The organism is Ferriphaselus sp. R-1 (assembly GCF_000746095.1).
In the GTDB taxonomy this organism is placed as follows: Bacteria; Pseudomonadota; Gammaproteobacteria; order Burkholderiales; family Gallionellaceae; genus Ferriphaselus.
Map to the genome: position 1 here is coordinate 315,325 of NZ_JQKP01000001.1, position 21,271 is coordinate 336,595.

General features: G+C 61.0%; 22 protein-coding genes. 15 read left to right on the forward strand and 7 right to left on the reverse strand.

Translation table 11 applies throughout. The annotated features are described in order from the left end of the window. Nucleotides 1–69: 69 nt before the first annotated feature. From DM08_RS01735 to DM08_RS01745, 3 genes are read left to right on the forward strand one after another with little or no spacing between them, the layout of a single operon-like run. Nucleotides 70–1,956 carry a glycosyltransferase family 2 protein gene (locus DM08_RS01735; RefSeq protein WP_051937719.1) on the forward strand — a complete coding sequence of 629 codons (1,887 nt, stop codon included), beginning with the start codon at nt 70–72 and terminating at the stop codon, nt 1,954–1,956. Nucleotides 1,957–1,985: 29 nt separating this feature from the next. Further along, on the forward strand, nt 1,986–3,599 hold the full coding sequence (locus tag DM08_RS01740; RefSeq protein ID WP_035382867.1) for a hypothetical protein: 1,614 nt from the start codon (nt 1,986–1,988) through the stop codon (nt 3,597–3,599). After that, entirely contained in the window at nt 3,596–4,741 is a 1,146-nt protein-coding gene (locus DM08_RS01745; protein ID WP_152555753.1) for a glycoside hydrolase family 113, read from the forward strand. Before DM08_RS01740 ends, DM08_RS01745 begins: the two co-directional genes overlap by 4 nt. Nucleotides 4,742–4,762: 21 nt before the next feature. On the opposite strand, the gene rpoH is transcribed toward DM08_RS01745, so the two are convergent. The 4 genes from rpoH to ftsY form a co-directional block, all read right to left on the reverse strand. Next, nucleotides 4,763–5,623 carry an RNA polymerase sigma factor RpoH gene (gene rpoH, locus DM08_RS01750; protein WP_035382868.1) on the reverse strand — a complete coding sequence of 287 codons (861 nt, stop codon included), beginning with the start codon at nt 5,621–5,623 and terminating at the stop codon, nt 4,763–4,765. A 63-nt stretch (nt 5,624–5,686) separates the two neighbouring features. Continuing rightward, a complete protein-coding gene (gene ftsX / locus DM08_RS01755; protein ID WP_035382869.1) occupies nt 5,687–6,583 on the reverse strand; it encodes a permease-like cell division protein FtsX in 897 nt (298 codons plus the stop codon). Continuing rightward, entirely contained in the window at nt 6,580–7,233 is a 654-nt protein-coding gene (gene ftsE, locus DM08_RS01760) for a cell division ATP-binding protein FtsE (protein WP_035382870.1), read from the reverse strand. Before ftsE ends, ftsX begins: the two co-directional genes overlap by 4 nt. Beyond that, on the reverse strand, nt 7,230–8,192 hold the full coding sequence (gene ftsY / locus DM08_RS01765) for a signal recognition particle-docking protein FtsY (protein WP_035382871.1): 963 nt from the start codon (nt 8,190–8,192) through the stop codon (nt 7,230–7,232). Before ftsY ends, ftsE begins: the two co-directional genes overlap by 4 nt. Before the next feature lie 131 nt (nt 8,193–8,323). Here ftsY and DM08_RS01770 point away from each other — a divergent pair, with 131 nt between their 5' ends. From DM08_RS01770 to DM08_RS01795, 6 genes are all read left to right on the forward strand, one after another. Next, nucleotides 8,324–9,652 (forward strand): M16 family metallopeptidase, encoded by a 1,329-nt coding sequence (locus tag DM08_RS01770; RefSeq protein ID WP_237560194.1) that lies wholly within the window; start codon nt 8,324–8,326, stop codon nt 9,650–9,652. Further along, a complete protein-coding gene (locus DM08_RS01775) occupies nt 9,642–10,958 on the forward strand; it encodes a M16 family metallopeptidase (protein WP_035382873.1) in 1,317 nt (438 codons plus the stop codon). Before DM08_RS01770 ends, DM08_RS01775 begins: the two co-directional genes overlap by 11 nt. A gap of 14 nt (nt 10,959–10,972) precedes the next feature. Continuing rightward, nucleotides 10,973–11,491, forward strand: coding sequence for a 16S rRNA (guanine(966)-N(2))-methyltransferase RsmD (rsmD, locus tag DM08_RS01780; protein WP_343282956.1), 519 nt, complete (start codon nt 10,973–10,975; stop codon nt 11,489–11,491). Beyond that, complete coding sequence (gene coaD / locus DM08_RS01785) at nt 11,484–11,960, forward strand: pantetheine-phosphate adenylyltransferase (RefSeq protein ID WP_035382875.1); 477 nt, start codon at nt 11,484–11,486, stop codon at nt 11,958–11,960. The genes rsmD and coaD overlap by 8 nt, the downstream gene beginning before the upstream one ends. Before the next feature lie 12 nt (nt 11,961–11,972). Further along, a complete protein-coding gene (locus DM08_RS01790; protein ID WP_035382876.1) occupies nt 11,973–12,227 on the forward strand; it encodes a YfhL family 4Fe-4S dicluster ferredoxin in 255 nt (84 codons plus the stop codon). Between the two features lie 211 nt (nt 12,228–12,438). Then, entirely contained in the window at nt 12,439–13,014 is a 576-nt protein-coding gene (locus tag DM08_RS01795; RefSeq protein ID WP_035382877.1) for a porin family protein, read from the forward strand. Between the two features lie 66 nt (nt 13,015–13,080). Here DM08_RS01795 and DM08_RS01800 read toward each other — a convergent pair whose 3' ends face one another. Together DM08_RS01800 and radA are read right to left on the reverse strand one after the other, a co-directional pair. Further along, nucleotides 13,081–13,761 carry an HPP family protein gene (locus DM08_RS01800; RefSeq protein WP_051937723.1) on the reverse strand — a complete coding sequence of 227 codons (681 nt, stop codon included), beginning with the start codon at nt 13,759–13,761 and terminating at the stop codon, nt 13,081–13,083. A 109-nt stretch (nt 13,762–13,870) separates the two neighbouring features. Further along, on the reverse strand, nt 13,871–15,232 hold the full coding sequence (gene radA, locus DM08_RS01805; RefSeq protein WP_035382878.1) for a DNA repair protein RadA: 1,362 nt from the start codon (nt 15,230–15,232) through the stop codon (nt 13,871–13,873). Nucleotides 15,233–15,455: 223 nt separating this feature from the next. On the opposite strand from radA, the gene DM08_RS01810 reads away from it, so the two are divergent. Next, entirely contained in the window at nt 15,456–16,292 is an 837-nt protein-coding gene (locus DM08_RS01810) for a delta-class carbonic anhydrase (protein ID WP_035382879.1), read from the forward strand. Nucleotides 16,293–16,384: 92 nt separating this feature from the next. Here the strand turns inward: DM08_RS01810 and DM08_RS01815 are convergent, their stop codons facing one another. Then, nucleotides 16,385–17,197: a DsbA family protein gene (locus DM08_RS01815; protein WP_081908720.1), complete on the reverse strand. Its 813-nt coding sequence runs from the start codon at nt 17,195–17,197 to the stop codon at nt 16,385–16,387. On the opposite strand from DM08_RS01815, the gene DM08_RS12965 reads away from it, so the two are divergent. From DM08_RS12965 to DM08_RS01835, 5 genes are all read left to right on the forward strand, one after another. Beyond that, nucleotides 17,196–17,369, forward strand: a complete 174-nt coding sequence (locus DM08_RS12965) for a hypothetical protein (protein WP_161780246.1) — start codon at nt 17,196–17,198, stop codon at nt 17,367–17,369. The genes DM08_RS01815 and DM08_RS12965 overlap by 2 nt on opposite strands. A 14-nt stretch (nt 17,370–17,383) precedes the next feature. After that, entirely contained in the window at nt 17,384–18,016 is a 633-nt protein-coding gene (locus DM08_RS01820) for a DUF6781 family protein (protein ID WP_152555754.1), read from the forward strand. Between the two features lie 3 nt (nt 18,017–18,019). Next, the gene (locus DM08_RS01825; RefSeq protein ID WP_035382881.1) at nt 18,020–19,702 is read left to right on the forward strand and encodes an ABC1 kinase family protein; all 1,683 of its coding nucleotides are present in this window, start codon (nt 18,020–18,022) and stop codon (nt 19,700–19,702) included. 137 nt (nt 19,703–19,839) lie between these two features. Next, a complete protein-coding gene (locus DM08_RS01830) occupies nt 19,840–20,751 on the forward strand; it encodes a hypothetical protein (protein ID WP_152555755.1) in 912 nt (303 codons plus the stop codon). After that, nucleotides 20,748–21,266: a GTP-binding protein gene (locus tag DM08_RS01835; protein WP_035382883.1), complete on the forward strand. Its 519-nt coding sequence runs from the start codon at nt 20,748–20,750 to the stop codon at nt 21,264–21,266. The genes DM08_RS01830 and DM08_RS01835 overlap by 4 nt, the downstream gene beginning before the upstream one ends. Nucleotides 21,267–21,271: the final 5 nt, after the last annotated feature.

Consider the following 21,271-nt stretch of genomic DNA (forward strand, 5'->3'; position numbering starts at 1 on the left):
GCGCCGTGTTGAGCCTGGGTTGGCGCAGCACGGCGATCGTGCCTTCGGGACCTCGATCAGGATAAGACTATGACGGATGAGAACGTGATCCCCAAGGTATTGGTCGGCGAGATGTTGATCGCGCGCGGCCTGATTACCTCCGAGCAACTAGAGGCGGCGCTCCAGTTGCAGAAGCAGTGGGGGACGCGCATCGGTGATATCGTACTGGCCAAAGGCTGGGTGAAGCCACTCGATTTCTATCGCATGCTGGCCGACCATTTCCACAAGCCCTTCGTCGACCTGCTGAAGCAACCTCCCGACCGTGCGTTGATCGATGTCGATGACATCACTTATTACAACTCTCTGTTGTATCTGCCATGGCAGGTGCGCGATGGCGTGACCTACATCGCTATCGCCGACCCCAGCGAGGCGGCCATGCGCCATGCGCGTGAGCGTTTCGGTATCGTCGACTTCGTCATCACGTCCAAGTTCGATGTGCTGTGGCTGTTACAAAACAGCAACGACGACTACTTTACTCACAACGCGATCCGCAAGCTGGCCGAGCAGATGCCCGAGCACTCTGCGAGTGTGGTGTTCACTCGTTCCCAGATCATCGCGTTCGCGACGGTCATCATGTTGTTCCTGGTGGCACTGACGCTCTGGCCGATGTACACCGTGGTCACATTGAACCTGGTGGTTGCTTCGTTGCTGTTGTTGACGTTCGCCTTTCGTGTCAGTCTGGCTTGGGTAGGCAGTGACCGCCATATCGACATCAAGGTGACCGATCACCAGGTGAAGATGCTGCGCGATATCGATTTGCCGATCTATACCGTGCTGATGCCGATGTACAAGGAGGAAGCGATCCTGCCTTATCTGGCCAAGGCGATGCGCAGTCTCGACTATCCCTTGTCCAAGCTCGACATCAAACTGGTGCTGGAAGAAGACGACGAGGGAACGATCAACGCGGCCAAGGCGCTGGGTTTGGAAGCGATCTTCGAGATCATTCGGGTTCCGACCAGTTTCCCCAAGACCAAGCCCAAGGCTTGTAACTACGCGCTCAATTTCGCGCGGGGCAAGTTCGTCACCATCTATGACGGAGAAGATCGTCCGGAACCGGATCAGCTGAAGAAGGCCGTGGTTGCGTTCCAGCATGCGGCGGAGAACGTTGTGTGCATCCAGGGACGCTTGAACTATTTCAACGCCTATGAGAATTGGCTCACCCGGATGTTCACGTTGGAATATTCGCTCTGGTTCGACTTCTTTCTGCCGGCGCTGGAGGCATTGCGCATCCCTATTCCCTTGGGTGGGACCTCCAATCACTTCAAGATCGAGCCGCTGATCCAGTTCGACGGCTGGGACCCTTATAACGTCGCCGAAGACGCCGACTTGGGCGTGCGCTTCACCCAGTGCGGGTTCAGTGTGGCGGTCATGAATTCGACCACGTTCGAAGAAGCCAATAACCACATCCCGAACTGGATTCGCCAGCGTTCGCGCTGGATCAAGGGGTATATGCAAACCTATCTGGTGCATATGCGTGACCCGATCGAGCTGTATCGCGCCATCGGTAGCGTCGGCTTCTGGGGGTTTCAGTTCTTCTTTGCCGGTGCCATCATCAGCTACCTGATCGCGCCGTTCCTGTACGCGACCTTCGTGGTGTGGCTCATTGGTGGTGCTGAGATACTTAACCCTATCTTCCCGCCGGTCGTGCTGGCGATCTCGATCTTCAACCTGACGTTGGGCAATGGTTACCTCATCTACCTGTTGATGGTCGGCGCTTTCAAGCGCAACAACTTCAAACTGATCCCGTATGCGTTGACGGTGCCGTTCTACTGGCTGCTGATGTCGTTCGCATCCTACAAGGCTTTGTGGCAGCTGATATACAACCCGTTCTACTGGGAAAAGACCGTGCATGGCATCTCCAGTCATCAGGATGTGGTCGAAGACGTAGCCGAGCAACAACCGGCCATGCCCCTGTGATCTAGAGACAGTCTCAGTTAACCGACACTATGCGTAGACAGCAAGACAAAGAGTCGCTCCTTATCAGTCCGCAGACCGGGCTGGTGTTCATGTGTGCCTTGGCTGCCTTGGGCATCGCATCCTGGTGGCCGATCTACCATAACTTCGTCAGCGAGGTCGCGATAGTGCGCTGGTCGAAGATCATTGAGGCCTATGCCGGTGACGTGTTCCGGATCGAAGACATCCGGCTGCTTTATCCACACCTGACCAATCTGCTGCTGCTGCCGTTCTATCCGACCTCCGGGATGATCAAATTCGCTGCACCTTATTTGACCTCCTGTCTGTTCGGTGCCGGGTTGCTGGCGTTGTGGAACCACCACCTGCGCGAGAAGAACTACAGATTGCGCGACCGTATCGTCTTGATGATGCTGGTCGTCGTTCATCCGTATTTCCTCTGGGGTGTTACCGACGGATTGCTGGGTGGTCTGAGCCTGTTGATGTTCTATCTGCTCTATCTGTCGTCGGTACGCTTGATCAAGGAGGCCGACGCGCGCTCTTTCATCATGCTCGGTGTGGTCTTCGGCGTTTACTTCTTCGTGGATGAGCGGACTTTGTTCATTTTCGTGGCCTTTCTGCCACTGTTGCCCTTGATCGCTCCGCGCAACATGCTGAAGGCATCGCCGTCCTCGGTCTATCTGATTATCGCGATGCCACTCGTTTTGTCGGTACTCGCTTGGGTGCTCTATCTGAGCTTCGTGCTGGACGAAGGGGCGTGGCACTACATGAGCTCCCCAGGCGAGTCGTTCCGTGGAGCCTGGCACCAGATGAGCGAGATCGATTGGCTGCGTGACTTCGGCGGCACATTCTTCTCGTCGTTGTTCGCCAGTATCGTGGTGGGTCTGGTTTCCTATCCGGTGGTGTTGTGGCTGGTCTGGCGTGCCCGTCGGCACATCAAACTGCTGCGGGACATTGAAGCCCTGCTGGTCCACCTGAGTACGGCTGCAGCACTGGCCACGGTCACCTTCTTTTTGGCGCACCCGGCTGACATGCTGTATCTGACCACTGCCGGGGTCATGGCGGCCATTGTGCTGTTGCCCCGTGAGATCCGGTGGTATCGCGCAGGCTTGTTCATGATGTTGCTGGTCAGCGCCGTGGGCGGCTGGGTGAGCTTGTCGTGGAAGCCCACGGTGGAGATGCAACGCTGGATCAATGCGATGAGCGGCCAGACGCTGCCAGCCTATTTCCCGGGGGACACCGCGTTGGGACACTGGCTGGACAAGAACCGTATGCCCACCATGCTAGACGAGCATTCCGCCTTCCGAGTGGTCGTGGCGCGAGGCGACTCCGAGGGATTGATGCTCTCTTTTACCCAGGATTTCAAGAAGATGTTGCAGAAGGACGTGCCTACTGCAGACCAGGTGGTGGTGCGCGACCCGGAATACATCAGTGGTGATCGGACCTCTTATGGTAGTGAACCGTTCACCATGCGCCTGCCTGATGGGGTGACCCAGCGCTATCACGATATGTACAGCAATGGCATGACTGGCTATCGCTTGGTCTATGATCAGGACCATTGGCGTGTCTACAGGCGCAACGAGATCACTCCGCTGGACGGCGCGGACAGCTTTACGCTCACGCAGATCGAGGCATTGCGCATCAGATGAACCCACGGCTGTGCAGGGCGATGCTGATCGCGTCGCTGCGCTGGTGCTGCATGGGGGCGCTGATCCCGCTGTTGATCTCCTGCGGTCCGGAGGGACAGAGCGATGGGCGGGATGCTCCCGTCCGCTCAGCTCCGACTTCGCCCACTACTCCACCCCCCCCGCAGCCCTCCAGAACCCCGCTCCCGTTACCTGCGCTGTACGGTGCGACTGTCCTGCAGACCAGCGAGGTCACGCTGGATTCCGGGCTGGCCCGTGACTCTATGGGGCAACTCCGGCAACTGGGAGCTAATGCAGTGGTGTTGGTGCCATTTTTGCGCCAGGCCAGACCACAGTCCGATCATCTGGAGTTTGGCAAGGAAGTTACGGATCAGCAGCTGATCGCCGGCATACGCAGCGCTCATGCCGCTGGTATGAGTGTCATCCTCAAGCCACAGATACTGATCACGGGGTCATGGGCCGGGGCTGTGGACCCCGGTAGTGCACAGGGGTGGGTGCATTGGTTCGCCGACTACCAGGCCAAGATCCTTCACTATGCTGGTATCGCCGCATCGAACAAGGTCGAAATCTTCGTGATCGGGACGGAACTTAAGCGGGCCGACAAGCTTCCCTATTGGCGCGACCTGATCGTTGCGGTGCGCAAGGTGTATCCAGGGAAGATCACGTATGCGGCCCACAATCTGGACGGCATTGAACAATACGCGCACTGGGAACAACTGGACATGTTGGGTGTGACGCTGTATCCGCCGCTGGGGCGGCAGGTCGACCGCAATGCGATGCTTGATACCATGCGTCAGGTCGCTGGAGGTCTGGACAAGATGCATGCTCGATTCCATAAGCCCGTGTTGGTCGCAGAGGTGGGGATACCTTCGATGTCAGGCGCGCAAGAGAAGCCGTGGGACTACTCCAGACACCGCTGTGACGCACCCGCCGATACCGCATTGCAGGCTTTGGTGCTGGGTCTATGGCTGGAGGCGCTCAATCAGCCCTGGATCAGCGGTGTGTTTGTCTGGAACTGGCTCAGCGACCCCTATGCTGGAGGTCGTCACGACACCGATTACACGGTCCAGCACAAACCCGCCGAGGCGGTGTTGCGGTGTCGTTGGGGGATTTCCTGCGATAAGACAGCGTCACCGGCAGGTTGATCGCCGGTGACGCTGTGTCGCTCAAGCGATGGCCGGAGCGAGCAGGGCTTGCATCTTGCTCAGTGCCTTTTGCTCGATCTGGCGGATGCGTTCCGCCGAGACATTGAACTCCGCAGCCAGATCATGCAGGGTGGCGGCTTCACTTTCGCATAACCAGCGAGCCTCAACGATACGGCGGCTGCGATCATCCAGTGCGGCCAGCGCCGCGCGCAGTCCCTCCGACTTGCGCTGCTCAATCTGGCTGTGCTCCAGCAAGTGTGAAGGCTCATCATCCTCGTTCGCGGCCAGCCAGGAGATCGGGGAGTAGCTGTCCTCATCGTCGCGCGAAGTTGGATCCAGTGCGACATCGTGACCACTGAAGCGGGTCTCCATCTCGCGCACATCCTGCTCGCTGACATCCAGTTCACGGGCGATACCCGCCACCTCGCTCGGGCGCAGCGTGTCCAGCCCGTTCTTCATACTGCGCAGATTGAAGAACAGTTTGCGCTGTGCCTTGGTGGTCGCGATCTTCACCAAGCGCCAGTTCTTCAGGATGTACTCGTGCATCTCGGCCTTGATCCAGTGCAGTGCGAACGACACCAAACGCACACCGCGATCCGGGTCGTAGCGCTTCACCGCCTTCATCAGGCCGATGTTGCCTTCCTGGATCAGGTCGGCTTGCGGCAGGCCGTAGCCCGCATAGCCACGAGCGACACTGACCACCAGCCGCAAGTGCGACAGCACAAGACTGCGAGCGGCCTCCAGATCGTTGTCGCGGCGGAAGCGCGTGGCCAAGTCGAACTCTTCCTCATGCGTCAGCATGGGAATGGCGTTCACCGAATGGATATAGCTATCCAGACTGCCTACGGCAGATGGCATCGGCAATGTCAGACTGTGACTCATGGTGGTTCCTCCTGATGCGGATATTAGCACTCGCCGCCTAAGAGTGCCAATACCCGAAAAAGTTTAGCGCGGTTCGATCTTGCGCAGGTGCTGGGTCACCGACATCCAGGCACCCAGCCAGCCGAGGAAGGCGGAAAAGGCCAGCAAGGTACAGCCGTCAGCCGGGCTCAACTGGTTGAGGATGAAGCTGCTGTCATAGAGCCTGGCCAGATCGGCCAAGCTCAGGTTGAGCAGGATCAAGGCCGTGGCGATGATGCCCCAGGCGGCGAGGCCGCCCAGCAAGCCCTGTAACAGGCCGAACTGCAGGAACGGGCGGCGGATGAAGCTGCTACTGGCGCCGATCAGTTTGGCGACCTCGATCTCGTCGCGGCGGGTCAGGATCTGCAGTCGTATGGTGTTGAAAGTGATGGCGACCAGCGACAGCGCGAGCAGGGCGGCCAACAGCAGCAAGGCGGTGCGGGCGAAATCGAGCAGGGCTTCCAAACGGCGCGCCCAGTCGGAATCGAGCTGCACCCGTTCCAATCTGCGCCAGCTTTTCAATTCATCGCGCAGGGCTTCCAGTGCCTGCACGCTGCCAGTCTTGGGGTGGACGATGAACGTGTCTGGCAGCGGGTTGTGCTCCAGCCCGCCGATCACATCGCCCAGGCCGCTACCTTGTTTCAATTGCTCCAGCGCCTGCGCACGGGAAACGAATTCGACACTGGCAATGGCGCTGTGCTGCTCCAGCCGCTTGCGCAGTTGGGCTACTTCATCAGCTTTGGTATCCAGCGTCAGGAACACACTCAGTTGCGGCGCAGCGGCGAACCGTTCGATGATGCCCTGCGCGTTTTGCAACAGCACATACAGGCCGGTAGGCAGGCTGAGTGCGATGCCGATTACCAGGACGTTGAGCAGGCTGCTGACCGGGGTGGCGAAGAAACGGCGCAGCGTACCGTTCAGTTGCGACAGGAATTGGCTCATGCTGCCAGCTCCCCGTGTTTGAGCGAGATCGTGCGTGCGTCGCCCTGCCGGATCAGCGACTCGTCATGCGTCGAGATCAGCAGCGTCGAGCCGACTTGATGGAAGGCGCGGAAGATGTTCATGATCTCGCCGGCATACTCCGCGTCCAGATTGGCTGTAGGCTCATCGGCCAACAAGATGCTGGGCCGGTTGACGATGGCGCGCGCGATGCACAGCCGCTGCTGTTCCCCGCCGGAGAGCGCGATGGGGTTGATCTTCTCGCGGTTGAGCAGGCCGACCTTGTCCAGCGCGGCGCGCACCCGCTGCGCACTCTCGCGATGGTTGAAACCGCAGATCTGCAAGGGCAGCAACACGTTGTCGAACACGTTGCGGTCGAACAGCAGTTTCTGCCCCTGAAAGATCAGGCCGAGGTTGCGGCGCAGATAAGGGATGGCGGCAGGCTTGAGGGCACCGACGTTCTGGCCGTTCACCAGCACGCTGCCGCCGTTGGGGCGTTCGATGGCGGCGATCAGTTTGAGCAGCGTGCTCTTGCCTGCGCCGGAGTGGCCGGTGAGGAACACCATCTCGCCCTCGGCGATGTCGAACGAGACATCGCTCAGCGCCGGATGGCCGCCGGGATAGCGCTTGCTGACGTGATCGAACCGTATCATTCCTCGTCGAAACCCAGCAATGCGGAGACGAATTCTTCCGCCACGAAGGGGCGCAGGTCATCCAGGCCTTCGCCCACACCGATGAAGCGCACCGGGATCGGATGCGCTTTGGCGATGGCGGCGATCACCCCGCCCTTGGCCGTACCGTCCAGCTTGGTCAGCACCAGGCCGGTCACGCCCAGCGCCTCGTCGAACGCCTTGGTCTGCGACAGCGCGTTCTGTCCGGTGTTGGCATCCAGTACCAGCAGCACTTCGTGCGGCGCGCCGGGCAGCGCTTTGTCGATGACGCGCTTCACCTTCTTGATCTCTTCCATCAGGTGCGCCTGGGTGGTGAGGCGACCGGCAGTGTCGGCCAGCACCACGTCGATCTTGCGCGCCTGCGCGGCTTGCACCGCGTCGAAGATCACCGCAGCGGCGTCGCCACTCTGTTGGGCGATGACGGTGACGTTGTTGCGCTCGCCCCAGGTCATCAGTTGCTCACGCGCCGCAGCGCGGAAAGTGTCGCCCGCCGCAAGCAGCACCGACTTGCCCTGTCCCTGGAAGTATTTGGCCAGTTTGCCGATGGAGGTGGTCTTGCCCGCGCCGTTCACGCCGCACAGCATGATGACGAAAGGCTGGTGCGTACCGGTATCCAGCAGCTCGGCCAGCGGCTTGAGCAGCTTCATCAGGCAGTGCGCCAGCGCTTCCTTCATCTGGCTGGCTTCGGTCAGCCGTTGCTCTTTCACCTCGCGGCGCAGGTCGGCCAGCAGATGGCGCGTGGCATCCATGCCTACGTCGCTGGTGATGAGGATGGTCTCCAGCTCCTCGTACAGCTCGTCGTCGATCTTGCCGCCACCGCCGAACAGATCGACCAGCTGGTTGCCGGTGCGCGCCAGACCGCGTTTCAGTTTGCCCAGCCAGCCAGGATTGGCGGGCTTTTCCGGGGTTCCGGAGAGGGTCTTTTTCAGGAAGCCAAACATAGTCGAACCGTAGTGAAATGGCGCATAATGCGCGCCTCATGCGGGCGGGATGCCGCCGCGCATTTTATTCGGATTGATGGAGCAGGGCCAGAAGAATGAACTTGCGATTATTGATGGCTTGTGTGGCATTCATGGCGGGAGCGCCGGTTGCCGCCGAGGTTTTTGAGCAGACGTTGCCGAACGGTCTCAAGGTGGTGGTCAAGGAAGATCATCGCGCGCCGGTGGTAGTGCAGCAGATCTGGTATCGCGCCGGCAGCCTGGACGAGAAGACGGGCACGACCGGCGTTGCGCACGTGCTGGAACACATGATGTTCAAGGGCACGAAAGCGGTGCCGGTGGGCGAGTTCTCACGCCGCATCGCGGCGGCGGGCGGGCGCGAGAACGCTTTCACCAGCAATGATTACACCGCCTATTTCCAGCAGTTGCACACGTCGAAATTACCGCTGGCGATGAAGCTGGAGTCGGATCGCATGCACAACCTGAAGCTGACCGATGCCGAGTTCGCCAAGGAGATCCAGGTGGTGATGGAAGAGCGGCGCATGCGCACCGATGACCAGCCACGTGCCCTGCTGGAAGAGAAACTCAACGCGGCCATCTATCTGGAGCATCCCTACCAGCATCCGGTGATCGGTTGGATGAGCGATCTGGAAGCCATGCAGGGCGCGGACGCACGCGACTGGTACCAGCGCTGGTATGTGCCGAACAACGCCACTTTGGTGATCGCGGGCGATGTCAAGGCGAGCGAGGTGTTCGCCCTGGCCAAGCAGACTTACGGCAAGATTCCCGCACGGGCTCTGGCACCGCGCCGGACCTACAGCGAGCCGGCGCAAGTCGGCATCAAACGTCTGGTGGTGAAGGCTCCGGCGGAGCTGCCCTATCTGGTGATGGCCTACCATGCGCCGACCTTGCGTGATGCGGCTCGGGACTGGCAGCCGTACGCGCTGGAAGTGTTGGCGGGTGTGCTGGACGGCAACGAGTCGGCACGGTTGAACAAGTCGTTGGTGCGTGAACAGGCGGTGGCCAGTAGTGTGGGCGCGGGTTACGACAGTATCGCGCGCGGCCCGTCCACCTTCGTGCTGGAAGGTACGCCCACCGAAGGCAAGACGGTGGCCGAGCTGGAAGCGGCGCTACGGGCGCAGATCGACAAGCTGATCGCCGAGGGCGTGAGCGCGGAGGAGTTGCAGCGCGTCAAGGCACAGGTACTGGCGAACGAGGTCTATCAGCGCGACTCCGTGTTCTATCAGGCGATGCAGATCGGCCAGCTCGAAAGCGTCGGCCTGTCGCACCGGGATATTCCAGTGCTGCTGAAAGGCTTGCAGGAAGTGACAGCGGAACAAGTGGTCGCCGTGGCCAGGGAGTTCCTCAAGGACGATAACCTGACGGTGGCGACGTTGGACCCGCAGCCACTTTCCGGCAAACCCGCACACGCCGCTCCGGCAGGAGGTTTCCATGCGCACTAAGCTACTCGTCATGTTCGCCGGACTGGTCGTTGCGACCAGCGCCTGGGCCGGTCCGCAGATCCAGTCCTGGCAGGCACCCAGCGGTGCGCGGGTACTGTTCGTGGAGAACCATGACCTGCCCATGCTGGATGTGGCGGTGAGCTTTGCGGCGGGCAGCGCATATGACACGGCGGAGAAGTCCGGCCTGGCTGCACTGACCCATGGCCTGCTTGATCATGGTTCGGTGGATCTGAGCGAGGACGAAGTGGCCAAGCAACTGGCGGATGTCGGCGCGCAACTGGGAGGCGGCTTCGACCCGGATCGCGCCGCCATCACCTTGCGTACCCTGAGCCATGCCCGTGAGCGCGGGCTGGCGTTGTCCATCCTGGCGCAGGTGGTGCAACAGCCGGTGTTCCCGCAGGCCGTGATCGAGCGCGAACAGGCGCGCATCGTCGCCGGACTGAAAGAGGCCGAGACTCATCCCGAGCATTTGGCCGACAAGGCGTTTCGCGCTGCGGTGTTTGGCACTCATCCCTATGCCCTGTCCGGTTCCGGCGAAGTCGCGACGGTAGGCAAGTTGAGTCGCGCTGAGATCGAGGCGTTCTATAGCGCCCATTACCTGGCTTCCGGCGCGGTCGTGGCGCTGATGGGTGACGTGACGCGGGCCGAGGCGGAAGCGATCGCCCAGCAGTTGACCGAGCGCCTGCCGCGATCCGGCGCGAACTTCAGCCTGCCGCGCGTGCCCGCCCTGGCGGCGGCCAGCGAACGGCGTATCCCGCATCCTGCCAAGCAGAGCCATGTTTTGATCGGTGCGCCGGGCATGTCGCGCAGCGACCCCGACTATTTCGCCCTCTACGTCGGCAACTATGTGCTGGGCGGCGGCGGTTTCGTGTCGCGGTTGATGGAGGAGGTGCGCGAGAAGCGCGGCCTGGCCTACGACGTGCACAGCTATTTCATGCCGATGCAGCAGGCGGGCGCGTTCCAGATCGGTTTGCAGACCAAGGGCGAGCAGGCGGAACAGGCGCTGCAACTGGTGCGCAAGGTGCTGGCTGATTTCATCGCGCAAGGCCCGACCGAACGTGAGCTGCTGGCCGCCAAGCAGAACATCGTAGGCGGTTTCCCGTTGCGGGTGGATAGCAACCGCAAGATCCTCGATTACCTCAGCGTGATCGGTTTCTATCATCTGCCGCTGGACTATCTGGATGCCTTCCCGAGCAAGGTCGAGCGCGTGACCACGGCGCAGGTGCGCGCGGCGTTCGCACGCCACCTCGATCCTGCCAGGATGGCCACGGTGCTGGTCGGCGGCGGGGCGGGAGAGCCGAAATAAACCAGGTCAGGATCATCGGCGGCAGCCACCGCAGCCGGATGCTGGATTTTCCGGATGCGCCCGGCCTGCGTCCCACACCCGACCGGGTGCGCGAGACGCTGTTCAACTGGCTGGGGCAGGATTTGTATGGCCTGCGCTGCCTGGACCTGTTCGCGGGCAGTGGCGCACTCGGGTTCGAGGCGGCTTCGCGCGGAGCCGAACAAGTGGTCATGGTGGAGAAGAATCGCCAGGTTCATCAGGCTTTGGCCGCGAATGTGGCGAAATTGCGCCTCGGCAATGTGGCGCTGCACTGGGCAGATGGGCTAGAATTCGCGCGCGGCGAAACTGGGCGGTACGATGTGGTGTTTCTCGATCCGCCGTTCCAGAGCGACTATCTGCCGAAGGCGCTGGACATGTTGCAGTACAAACTGAGCGAGAGCGGGCGGGTGTATGTGGAAACCGGGGTGGCGTATCAGCCGCCGCAGGGCTGGCGAGTGCTCAAGAGCAAACGCGCCGGGCAGGTGAATTACCAGTTGTTGGAACGTGATGATTAAAGTGATCTACCCCGGAACGTTCGACCCGATCACGCGCGGGCATGAGGATGTGGTGCGTCGTGCCGCTGGCCTGTTCGATCAGGTGGTGGTGGCGGTGGCGCAGAGCCGCACCCAGACCGCCTTTACCCTGGACGAACGTGTGGAGATGGCGCGCGAGGTGTTCGCGGAGTTGCCCAACGTCTCGGTGCAGGGTTTTTCCGGATTGCTGATGCAGTTCGTGCAGGCGCAGAATGCGCGCGTGGTGTTGCGCGGCTTGCGGGCGGTATCGGATTTCGAGTATGAGTTCCAGATGGCGGGGATGAACCGCAAACTGGACCCGGAGGTGGAGACGGTGTTCCTCACCCCGGCAGAGCAGTTCACCTTCATCTCGGCGACCATGGTGCGCGAGGTATCGCGCTTCGGCGGCGACGTGAGCAAGTTCGTTTCACCTGTGGTGGCGGCAAGATTGGAAAGCAAGAAACTAAACTGAGGAGAGAGAAGCATGGCACTGTTAATTACCGACGAATGTATCAACTGCGACGTGTGCGAGCCCGAGTGCCCGAACGAAGCGATTACGCAGGGTGATTCCATCTACGTCATAGACCCGAACAAATGTACCGAGTGTGTCGGCCACTACGACACCCCTCAGTGTGTGGAAGTCTGTCCGGTGGACTGCATCCCGCACGACCCCGATCACGTTGAGAGCAAGGACCAGTTGCAGGTGAAATACGAGCGTCTGATTGCCGCCAAGGGCTGATTCGGTATACGCCAGGGAGCAAAAGGGCGGGATGATCTCCCGCCCTTTTCATTTGGAGTTCCCGTCGTTCGCCTGCCGGGTCGCGCGGAAAATGGCTGTCGTAAGTTGAACTATTCGTCCAGCCCCCGGTCGTAGCGTGCCCGCTCATCGATGATGGGTGGACTCTGAAGCCGGTTCGGCTTCGCGTGTCGTCAATTATCAAGGAATCCAAATGAAGAAAGTATTGGCTGTTGCTTTGCTGTCCACTGTTGCTGCACCTGCGTTCGCCGGTAGTGTCGATCTGACCGGTTTCTATGCCGGTGTTACTGTCGGCCAGGGTGGCGCAAGTTTCACCGCTCCGGCGGGCCTGGTGGTCGAGAATCCGAAGAGCAAGCCAGTTTACGGTGTATTTGGCGGTTATCGCTACAACCAGAACCTGGCGGCTGAAGTGGCCTACACCGGTGTCAGCTACGCTTACACCACGGCAGCCGGCTTCCGTTATCTGAGCAAGCAGATCGCACTGTCCGTTGCGGCTGTGGGCACGTTGCCGCTGAGCGATGACTTTTCCCTGCTGGGCAAACTGGGTGTCGCTGCCTCCAGTTCCGAGAGCAACAACATCGCGGGCGAACAGAACACCCGTCGTTTCGCCCCGACCTTCGGCATAGGTGCCGAGTACAAGTTCACCCCGAACGTGGCCGCGCGCGTGACCTACGACGTGTATTCGGTCGCCATGACGTTCCCGACCACACTGGTGAAGCAGAACAGCACCGCCAAGGTCGCCAACATCGGCCTGACTTACTCGTTCTAAACGAGTCGGAGCTAAGAAAAAAGCCGGGCTTGCCCGGCTTTTTTCTTGGTGTGTCGCGCAGGCCGGTCAGCGCCGCAAAGCGCGTTCGGTGGCCCGATGTCGGGCCAGGCGATTGATCTCCAGCACATCTTCCGCGCTGACATCGATTACGCCATCCATCTGGCTCAGTGCCCAGCGCAGGTCGTCTGGTTCCGGCTCTGCATCGGCAGCTGGCAAGGGGAGGGGGGCGGGCGCGGGTGGGGCGGGGTAACGTCGGCCCGGTAGCATGTTGTTGAGCAGCAGGGCCAGCACCAGCGATCCGGCGACGTTGCCCATCACCAGGGCTGCGGTCCAGACGAATCCGGCGTGATGGAACTGCGTGCTGCCCAGCACCAGAGTCAGCGCGGTCGCGGCACCGGGAGGGTGCATGCTGTCGAGCAGATGCATCAGGAGGATGGCAAGTCCCACGGCGAGCGCACCCGCCAGTACGGGGTGGATGAAAAGCAGGCTGCAACACCAGCCGACGATGGCGGATAAGCCGTGCCCGACCACCAGATTCCACGGTTGCGCCAGCGGACTGTGCGGGGCGGCGAACAGCAGCACGGCAGACGCGGCGATCGAGCCGATCAGCAGTGTCTGCTGCGGTCCTGGCGGCAGGACGAGCGACAGTGCCCAGCCCAGCATACCCAGCGCCACACCTCCTGCCAGCCCACTGTGCAGTTTTTCGGAGAGCGGGAGCGAGGCGTTGGGCTGGGGTAGATAGCGCATGGGTGGACCGATGGAAGTTGTTGGTCGGAATGATAGGCTGACAAGGGGGGAGGTCACAACCTTCCGCAGCACGCGAGCTGGGGGCGCTCAGCCGACCTGCCGGGCCTGCTCATCGGGCCCGTGCCACCGCCTCGTCGACTCGTTCCACCGCGATGATGGTCATGCCGTCGATTGGGTGTTTGGGGGCGTTGGCTTTGGGGATGATGGCGTGGGTGAAGCCGAGTTTGGCGGCTTCTTTCAATCGCTCCTGGCCGCGTTGCACCGGGCGGACTTCTCCGGCCAGGCCGACTTCGCCGAACACGACCAGTTTTTCCGGCAACGGACGGTTGCGCAAGCTGGAGACGATGGCGAGCAGTACGGCCAGGTCGGCACCCGGCTCGGTGATCTTCACCCCGCCGACGGCGTTGATGAACACGTCCTGATCGAAGCAGGCGACACCTGCGTGGCGGTGCAGCACGGCGAGCAGCATCGCAAGCCGGTTCTGCTCCAGCCCCAGCGACAAACGGCGCGGGCTGGGCGAGTGGGCTTCATCGAGCAGGGCCTGCACTTCCACCAGCAAGGGGCGCGTGCCTTCCTGCGTCACCATCACGCAGGAGCCGGGCACTTGCGCGCCGTGTTGCGACAGGAACAGCGCCGACGGATTGCTGACTTCGCGCAAGCCTTTCTCCGTCATGGCGAACACGCCGAGTTCGTTCACCGCGCCGAAACGGTTCTTGAACGCGCGGATGAGGCGGAAGCTGGAATGCGTGTCGCCCTCGAAATACAGTACGGTGTCCACGATGTGCTCCAGCACGCGCGGCCCGGCCAGCGCGCCTTCCTTGGTGACGTGGCCGACCAGGATCATGGTCACGCCGCTGCTCTTGGCCAGCCGGGTGAGCTGGGCGGCGCACTCGCGCACCTGCGCCACCGAGCCGGGCGCGCTGGTGAGTTGTTCGGAATACACGGTCTGAATCGAGTCGATCACCACCACGTCAGGCTTTTCGTGGGCGACGGTGGCCTGGATCTTTTCCAGTTGGATCTCCGGCAGCAGGTTGACCGAGCGCGCATCCAGCGCCAGCCGCACGGCGCGCAGCGCGATCTGCTGGGCCGATTCCTCGCCGCTGACGTAGAGCACGTTCTTCGTCTGCGAGAGGTGCGCCAGCGTCTGCAACAGCAAGGTGGATTTACCTATGCCGGGGTCGCCGCCGATCAGCACCACGCCGCCTTCGACCAGGCCGCCGCCCAGTACGCGGTCGAATTCGCTGATGCCGGTGGGCGTGCGCGCCACTTCGGCAGCTTCGACTTCGGCCAGTTTTTGCAATTGACCGGAAGCGGCCAGCGCGTTGTAGCGGTTCTTGCCCGCGCTGGGCAGCGCCTCCGCCACGGATTCCACCAGTGTGTTCCATGCCATGCAGTGCGGACATTGTCCTTGCCACTTGGGCGACTGCCCGCCGCATTCGGTGCAGGAATAGCTGGTTTTGATTTTGGCCATCATCGATCCTTGTGGGGAGGTGCACACGATAGCGTAGACAGGCGGGTTGCAGCAATCCTTGCCTGCAACCTTGTGTTACCGACAGGCGGATTCCTGTTGCACAAACAGTGTCATTTTCCTTTACAATCGCACCGCTTCGCAGGCGTGGCATCATGCGTCGGGTGGGATGTCCGGCGCGATAGGTAGCCGCAAGCAATGACCATTCACCTTAAGGGAGATAACAATGAAGTTGAAAAAGACGAGCTACCTGGTTCTGGCAGCCAGCCTGGGCCTGGGATCGACAGCGGTCCTGGCGCACGAACATGGGCATGACGAGCAGGGACAACAGGTCTGTACCGGTTTCGGTCCCCAGACACCGCGCGATATCGACAGCAAGCAAGGCGACAACAAAATCGCCTTCTCCATGGCGCCAGACCATACCAAGATGAACCTGTGCAACATCCATTTCCACGTCAACGCGGAACACAAGGCCAAGGATTTCTCTATCCCCGGCGAGGCGGATGAGCATGGCAACGATACCGGCTACAAGTGCAACATCGGACAAAAACTGTCTGCTGCCGAACTGGCCGCCACTGCCGAGCCGGTATGCAAGAGCGAACACGGCGAATTGAAGCCGGGCGACACCATCGAGGTGCACTGGGTGCACTCGTCCGCCCCGGTCCAGCCTGGCAAAACGCTGGGAGCCTGTCTGAACCCCAACGTCGGCAATCCTGACCTGCGCGTCGAATCCCAAGTGTTCGTCTTGGTGAACGACTCCAAGGCGCTGGATTTTGGCAAGATGGGCTACAGCGGCAAGGTGGTGAACGGTTACCACCAGGCTGATGGCATCCCCAGCAACACCGGCAAGCCGGTGCTGTTCACCGGCTCCACCACCGGGCCGAAATACACCAATGCCTTGTGCTCGCCGTTGCAGGTGACCTGGAGCGTGCGCCCAACCTGTGCCAAGCTGGACATCAATACGGTGGCCAAATGGTGCAAGAGCAACGTGTTCGGTGAAGATCACGCACACGGCGTGCGCAAGCTGGTGACCAATCCCGGCTTGTTGTCCGAGATCAAGTAATACGGCGATCTGCTGACAAAAAGCCTCCCGGTTCGCCGGGAGGCTTTTTTCTTTCTGGGGCGAGGTCCCCGTGGCTCATGGGGCGTGAACGGTTACTTTGCCGTCGTGGTTGGCCCGGCCAGTTTATTGATTTCGTCGAGCAACATTTCCAGCGGAGTGACCCCTGCCAGGACCTTGACTTCGCCGTTCTCGTTGTTGCGCAGCACCAGGTAAGGAGTGCCGGTAGCCCCGGCCTCGACCGTGGTGTTGAACTCTGCCTCCAGACGTTTCAGAGTCTGCTTGTCCTGCTGGCAGGCGTGGAGTTTAGCCAGATCCTGCACGCCTGCGGTCTTCAGTAGTTTGTCCAGCACGGCTTTGGCAGGTTTTCCCTTGCGGTCAGGGATACCCTGGCCATTGCCTTGGGTGGCGGCGAGATAACCGTTGAAGAACTTGTAGTAGCCCGGCGCACCGGCCTGGTCAGCCACGCATAACGCCGTCAATGCTGCATCTACCGCCTTCTGGCCATGGAAATCGAGCGGGAACAGGCGGATACCGACGTTGGCCAATCCCTTGCTCTGGTCGACGGCCTGCTCCGGGATGCCTGCCAGGCGCTGGCAGTAGGGACACTCGGGGTCGGACATGACGATGATGCTGATCCTGGCGTTTTCTGGGCCATGGATGCGGTCATTCTTGCCCAGTGGCTGGATCTTGCGAGCAGCCTCCAGTTCGGCGGCCTGATCGGCATGCGCCCGGTCTTCACGCTGTTTTTTCTCGCGCGCGATACGGCGTTCGAGAGCCCGGTCAATGGCTGCGTCCAGTTTGCCGCTGGCTTCCAGGCGTTCCAGCAGGGCATCTTCTGGCGATGTCGCGTATGCCGGGGTGACGATCAGGCTACCCAGCATCAGGGCCATCAGGGATCTTTTCATGGGAGTCTCCGTTCATTGGGTGGGCGGCATTATGCCAGCATTCTGCACGACCATCCCGCACGCGGCTGAGGCGCTCGCCTGGCAGGCGGAAAACCGCAGCATCTTTGCCCGCTTCGCGCTACCATGGAGCGGCGAGTGGTCGGCACAGCTGTCGTCGGTCGTTGGAACGTAGATTCGGAGGACATCATGAGCGAACTGAATAATGAGGCAATCACACGGGAGGCCGCCGCAACGGTGGTCGAGGCAACGGATATCCGCAGTCGGGTGCGCAGCCTGACCTTGAACGCGATCCGGCAGCGTCATGTCGAGGCAGCGCAAGTGCGTCAGATCGTCAGCGCCTTGACGAGCGGCATCAACTTCGGGCTCGAACAGCAGGCGCGGGACTCCAAAGCGGCAGTGGGTGAGGCGTTCGCCGGGCTGGACGAGGCGTTGCGGAAATCGGCGGAGGCGACGCATCTGGCCCTGCAGCAGCTATCTGATCATGGCAATGAGTTCAGTGACATCGAGCTGACGGTCGCCATCGAGAACCTCAGGCAGACAGAGCGTGAGTTCCTCGCGACTGTGAGCGAGGTGGCCGCCGCCGCCAGTGACCGTATCCGGGCGGAGTGGCAGGAGGTGGTGACCCACGCGGCGCGGACCGGCACCGATACCGGTCGTCAGGTGGCCGATACCGTGAACACGTTCTCGAAACGTATGGCCGATGTCGCGGTCGATGTCCGGGTGGTGGGCGGTGGTGCGGTGCGCCAGTTGAGTTCGCGTTTTGTGGAGGTGAGTAGCGGCATCCTGGCTGGTCTGACCGACGCGATCAAGGAAAAGTAAGCCATGTTGCTCGAAGCCGTCAGCGCGATGCGTGACCTGCCACGTTTGCGTGAGATCACCGCCGTGATGTTCCATTACGGCTTCGGTGACGTGATGCGTCGCATCGGCGTGGTTTCCATGCTGGAGCGGGCGGGGCAGATATTGCACCGTCCGCCGTCGGTGGAAGCCAGAGTCGAGCTGGAGACGCAGCAGCGCATCCGTCTGGCTATGGAAGAGTTGGGCCCGACCTTCGTCAAACTCGGGCAGGTGATGGCGACGCGGGTGGATATCTTTCCGCCGGACTGGATCGTCGAGTTCGAAAAGTTGCAGAGCAGCGTCCCGCCGGTGCCGTTCGAGGTGTTGCTGCCCGACGTGGAGCGCGCCCTGGGGCGTTCGCCGTTCGAGGTGTTCAGTGAGCTGAACCAGGTGCCGTGTGGCTCGGCATCCATCGCGCAGGTACATCGCGCCAAACTGCCCGATGGTACGGAAGTGGTGCTGAAGATACGTCGCCCCGGCATCCAAGCCAAGATCGAGGCCGATCTGCGCATTTTGCGCAGCATCGCTGGCCTGCTGGAACTGGAGATTCCGGAGTCGAGGCGCTATCAGCCGGTACAGTTGGTGAGGGAGTTCGGTCGCTCTTTGCAGCGCGAACTCGACCTGGCCCAAGAGGCGAGCTCACAGGAACGTTTCGGCAAGAACTTTGCGGGTGATTCGAACATCGTCATCCCGGCCATCTATTGGGAGTGGTCGAGCCAAGGCATGAATGTGCAGCAGTTCATCGAGGGGATACCCGGCAACCAGTTGGCCAGGGTCGAGGCGACTGGGCTGGATCGCTCCTTGCTCGCTCGTCGCGGGGCGGATGCCGTACTCAAGATGATCCTGATCGACGGTTATTTCCACGCCGACCCCCATCCGGGGAATGTGTTCTATCTGCCGGGCAATCGTATCGCCATGCTGGATTTCGGCATGGTGGGGCGTTTGTCCGATGTGCGTCGCAAACAGATCGTCGACATGTTGATGGCGCTGGTGCAGCGCGACGAGCAGTTGTTGCTGGATGTGTTGCTGGACTGGACCGATGATAGTGATGTGGACGAGGCCAGGTTGGTCCACGATGTGAATGAGCTGATCTTCAATTACGAATACGTGCCATTGAGCGACATCCGGCTGGGCGCGGTGCTGGGCGACATCACTTCCATCATGCGCGAGCATCACATCGTGCTTCCTTCTGATCTGGTGTTGTTGTTCAAGGCACTGATCACTCTGGAGGGCCTGGCCAGCCAGCTCGACCCCTCGCTGCGGATGGCCGACCAGGCCAAGCCGTTCCTGAAAGTGGCGGTCGCCGACCGTTACCGTCCGGATGTGCTGCTGCGTCGTGGAAAACAGAATCTGCACGAGGTCGCCTCCATCCTTAGTGGCTTGCCGCGCGATGTCGCTCGCCTGATCAAGGAGGCCCGGCGCGGGCGCGTGAGGATAGATCTGGACATCAAGCGTCTGGATCACTTCGGTCATCAGATCGATCACAGTGCCAACCGGTTGACCATGGGGGTGCTGACGGCGGCGTTGTTCATCGGCTCCTCCATCGTGATGACGGTGCAGAGCGGGCCGACCTTGTTCGGCTTGCCCCTGTTCGGCTTGGTGGGCTACCTGATTGCCTTTCTGAACAGTCTGTTGATCGTACTTTCCATCTGGCACTCGAACAAAGAGTGACTCGCCGGGCAGCATGGGGATGGCGAAGCAGCCTCCGTCTTAGGGTTTTCGCTTATATTTTGCGGGTCGGGATTTGTGGTAGCATCGCGGCAGATTAGCTGGTTTCAGGGTGCGGTAAACTTAAAAACATTACAAATATGGGATCTGTATTAACTCTTTCCTTTAGCGGCCTGCCCGACAATGATCGGCTGGTTCTGTCGGCACTGTTCACGCTGGCAGAAACGCAACTCTCCTCCAAGTGGCAGCTTAATGGGGACGGTAACTCGGATGCCGTGTTGATGGCCAACGGCGATGGAGCCAGTCTGTTGCTGATGCGTCCGGGGAACAGCGCGACCAGCGTCGATCCGGACCTGCTGCAGTTGCGGCGTCCGTTCCAGCATCTCGATTTCGTCAAGGCGTTGAACGCTGCGGCGACTGCCCTCGCTCGTCAGACCGTAATGGGCGGTAGCCTGGCGGCTTCGCTGGTGCAACTGCGCAACGATCTCGCTCACAGTGAGGCGGTGTGGAGTCTCGGCTTGCCCGGGGCCAAGGACCGACTGTGGGTCTGTACCAAGCACAACAGCTACTGGCTGGATGGTGGCGATAACCTGTTGACCAAGCTGGATCAGGAGATGTCTCATCTGGAATGGCGTCAGGAACCGCGTGAGCAGTTGCAGCGCTTGCAGTCCGAGCGTGAGGCACAGCCCTTGTTCCGCTTGTACTGGATCAGCGGGATGCTGTCCGGGCGTGGCAAGTTACTGCCTTGGCTGAATGCGGCGACACCATGGAACCTCAAGACCTGGCCCAGTTTCTTCAAGTTGCCGCACTATCCGACCTTCCCGCGCATGGCGGCAGCGGCGATGAAGAAGCCGATGACGCTGGATGATCTGATCGCGTTCTGTGGTGGTAACCGCGCGGCCGCGATCGAATTCGTCAACGCTGGCGTGATGGCTGAATTTCTGGTGGGGGCCACGAGTGCCCAGGTCGGTAGTGCCGCTGCGGCTGCACAGGCCAAACCGGCCAAGGAAGGGCTGATTTCCCGTATCCGCCGCAAACTCGGACTCCTATGAGCAGCGAACATAAAATCATATTCGCCGGTCCTACGGGGGCCGGTAAGACCACTGCAATCTCGCAGATCTCGGAGAAGCCTCCAGTCAGTACGGATGTGGCCAATTCCGATCTGCGTTACGGCAAGGCGACCACCACGGTCGCCATCGACTTCGGTGAGCTGGCGCTGGATGGTGGCGAGAAGCTGCGTCTGTATGGCGTGCCCGGTCAGCACCGGTTCTCGTTCATCTGGGAGATCGCCGCGCGCGGTGCCTTGGGGGTGATCCTGATCGCTGACAATACACTGGAAGATCCGATGGAAGAGTTGCAGTTCTATCTGCAAGGTTTCGATTCCTTCGTTCAGCGTGGCGCAGCCGTGGTGGTGGTCAATCGTCTGGAGACCCACCCCTATCCGGCTGAAGAAGACTACGTGAAGATGCTGATGGATCGCGGCACGCCGTTGCCGGTGATGGCCTGCGACCCGCGTAAGAAAGATGATGTGCTGACCGTGCTCGATGTGTTGCTGACGGTCTGCTAAGGAGA